At 67.0% G+C, this 2,778-nt stretch carries 2 protein-coding genes; both read left to right on the top strand.

Annotated elements, in window-relative coordinates:
• Window positions 1-247: 247 nt before the first annotated feature.
• Entirely contained in the window at window positions 248-1,771 is a 1,524-nt protein-coding gene (istA, locus tag EJO66_RS32285) for an IS21 family transposase (protein ID WP_125967268.1), read from the top strand.
• A gap of 53 nt (window positions 1,772-1,824) precedes the next feature.
• Window positions 1,825-2,604 carry an IS21-like element helper ATPase IstB gene (gene istB / locus EJO66_RS32280; RefSeq protein ID WP_125967267.1) on the top strand — a complete coding sequence of 260 codons (780 nt, stop codon included), beginning with the start codon at window positions 1,825-1,827 and terminating at the stop codon, window positions 2,602-2,604.
• Window positions 2,605-2,778: the final 174 nt, after the last annotated feature.

Here is a 2,778-nt window from a genome sequence, read left to right as displayed (position 1 = left end):
TGCGTATTTCGGCGCATCGTGACCGCTGATTTCGGCATCGTGACCGCGCATTTCGGACATCGTGACCGACCTTCAATTTCGGCTCATCGTGACCGAGCGTTTCGGTGTCGTGACCGCCCATTTCGGCGATCGTGACCGCCGTGGCGGCGCCCCGCAATAGCGGCGCCGGTCCCGCCGGCAGTGCTGCGTAGAGAACGCAACCCCGGGTCTCCTACCCTCGACGGCTTTTTTTGCCATCGAGCCGCGGATGCCCAAGCAACAACTCTCTCTACGCATGATCAAAGATGTCCTCCGCCTGAAGTGGCACGCGCAGCTCTCACACGAGCAAGTCGCCGCCACGTTGAAGATCTCCAAGGGCGTCGTCGCCAAGTACGTGGGCCTGGCCACCGCCGCGGGTCTGAACTGGGACACCGTCCAGGACTGGAGCGAACAGCAGCTCTGGACGGCCCTTCAACCCCGCTCGGCGGCTTCGCTGCCCATCGTCGTGCCCGACTGGGGTCGCATCCACCGTGAGCTCGATCGCAAGGGCGTCACGCTGATGCTGCTGTGGCAGGAATACGTGGCCGCCCACCCGCAGGGCCGCACCTGGCGCTACACGCAGTTCTGCGAGCACTACAAGGCCTTCGCCGCCACGCTCAAGCGTTCGATGCGCCAGCACCGGCGCGCCGGGGAGAAGATGTTCATCGACTACGCCGGCTCCACGGTGGCGCTGAGCGACGGCGCCCGCGCCCAGATCTTCGTCTCGGCCATGGCCGCGTCCAGCTGTGTGTTCGCCTGCGCGACGCCCACGCAGCGCTTGGACGATTGGATCGAGGGCATGGTGCGGGCACTGCACTTCTACCAAGGTGTGCCGGCGCTCGTCGTGCCCGACAACGCGACGGCCGTGATCGCCTGCGCCGACCGCTACGAGCCGCGCGCCAACGACACGGTGCAGGACTTCGCCCGCTACTACGGCACGTCGGTGCTCCCAGCGCGCCCGCGTTCGCCAAAGGACAAAGCCGCCGCAGAAAGTTCGGTCCAGGTGATCGGTCGATGGGTGCTGGCGCGGCTACGCCATCACCGCTTCGACACCGTCGCGCAGGTGGACGCGGCTATCGCCCGACTGCTGCCCAGCGTGAACGAGCGGCCCTTCCAGAAGCTGCCCGGCAGCCGCGCCAGCGTGTTCGCCGAACTGGATGCGCCCGCGCTGATGCCGCTGCCGCCACAGCGCTACGAGCTCGCACGCTTCAAGACGGTGAAGGTCCACATCGACTATCACATCGAGGTCGATGGCCACCGCTACAGCGTGCCCCACGCACTGGTGGGGCAGACGCTGGAGGCACGGCTCACGAAGCACGGCGTGGAGCTGCTGCTGCGCGGCCAGCGGGTTGCCGCCCATGTGCGCAACGACCGGCGCGGCAGCTACACCACGGTCGAAGCTCACATGCCTGCGGCGCACCGGGCGCAGCTGCAATGGACGCCCCAGCGCCTGATCGAGTGGGGCCAGCAGATCGGCATGGCCTGCGGCGAACTCGTCACCCGGCTGCTGCAGACCTACAAGCATCCGGAGCATGGTTACCGCTCCTGCCTGGGACTGCTGAGCCTGTCGCGGCGCTACGGCCGTGAGCGGCTGGAGGCGGCGTGCGAACGCGCCCTGGCGCTGGGGACCGTGCGCTACCGGCACGTGCGCGACCTGCTGGCCAACAACCGCGATCTCCTCGCCCAGGAGGCGCCCGCCGAATGGACCAGTCCCGTCCACGCCAATGTGCGCGGCCCGGACTACTACCAATGAGGCGATCTGCCGTGACGCCTTCGCCCCCTGCAAACCACCGAACTCTGACCCCCATGCTCAACAACGCCACCATCGCCCAACTGCGCTCCCTCAAACTCCAAGGCTTCGCCGACGCGCTGCAACAGCAGCACGAGCAAGCCGACTGCCTGGGTCTGTCCTTCGATGAACGCCTGGCTCTGCTGGTCGAACGGGAGGTCCACGCTCGCGGTGACCGCAAGCGCACCCGGCTGCTGCAGAGGGCTCAGCTGAAGTACATGACCGCGACGCTGGAGGATGCGAGCTTCGAGGGCATCCGCGGCATCGATCGCTCGGCGTTGATGGGCCTGGCGCTGTCCACGTGGATCGAGCGTGGCGAGACGATCTGCTTCGCCGGCGCCACCGGGCTGGGAAAGACGTGGCTGGCCTGCGCGCTGGCGCAATACGCCTGCCGCCAGGGCCACTCGGCGCTGTACCTGCGCGTGCCGCGCCTGGCCGAGGAGCTGCGCATCCTGCACGGCGCGGGCAGCTTCCGGCGCTGGCTGCAGCAGTTGGCCAAGGTGGATGTGCTGGTCTTGGATGATTGGGGAACAGGCGCCATTGACGCTGCGACCCGGGCCGACCTGCTGGAGATCGTCGACGACCGCAGCGCCCAGCGGGCCACGATCATCACGCATCAACTCCCCATTGAGCACTGGCACGCGTGGCTGGGTGACCCGACTGTTGCAGACGCGATCCTCGATCGCTTGATGCAGCACTGCCGGCGCTTCACGCTCGACGGTGAATCCCGCCGCACGGGACGCAACGCTGGCATGGCAAACAAGTCGAATAAGACAACTCAGGAGGCCAATTCTTGACCTGACCCCACGCCGCCTACCCTAGACTCCACCCTCTACGCAACACCTGCCGCCGCACCGGCGGTCACGATCGCCGAAACGGGCGGTCACGATACCGAAACGACATTTACCGACGCCCTCAGCGGCGTCGGTCACGATGGCCGAAATGACCGGTCACGTTCGCCGAAATACGCA

It is taken from the genome of Variovorax beijingensis (genome assembly GCF_003951285.1).
In the GTDB taxonomy this organism is placed as follows: domain Bacteria; phylum Pseudomonadota; class Gammaproteobacteria; order Burkholderiales; family Burkholderiaceae_C; genus Variovorax; species Variovorax beijingensis.
The sequence above is the reverse complement of the archived record's forward strand: the minus strand, read 5'-3'. Positions and strand labels throughout refer to the sequence as shown.

Excerpts from the sequence above, each read along its gene's own strand:
- istA (WP_125967268.1), top strand. The coding sequence starts at position 248 with ATGCCCAAGCAACAACTCTCTCTACGCATGATCAAAGATGTCCTCCGC.
- istB (WP_125967267.1), top strand. The coding sequence starts at position 1,825 with ATGCTCAACAACGCCACCATCGCCCAACTGCGCTCCCTCAAACTCCAA.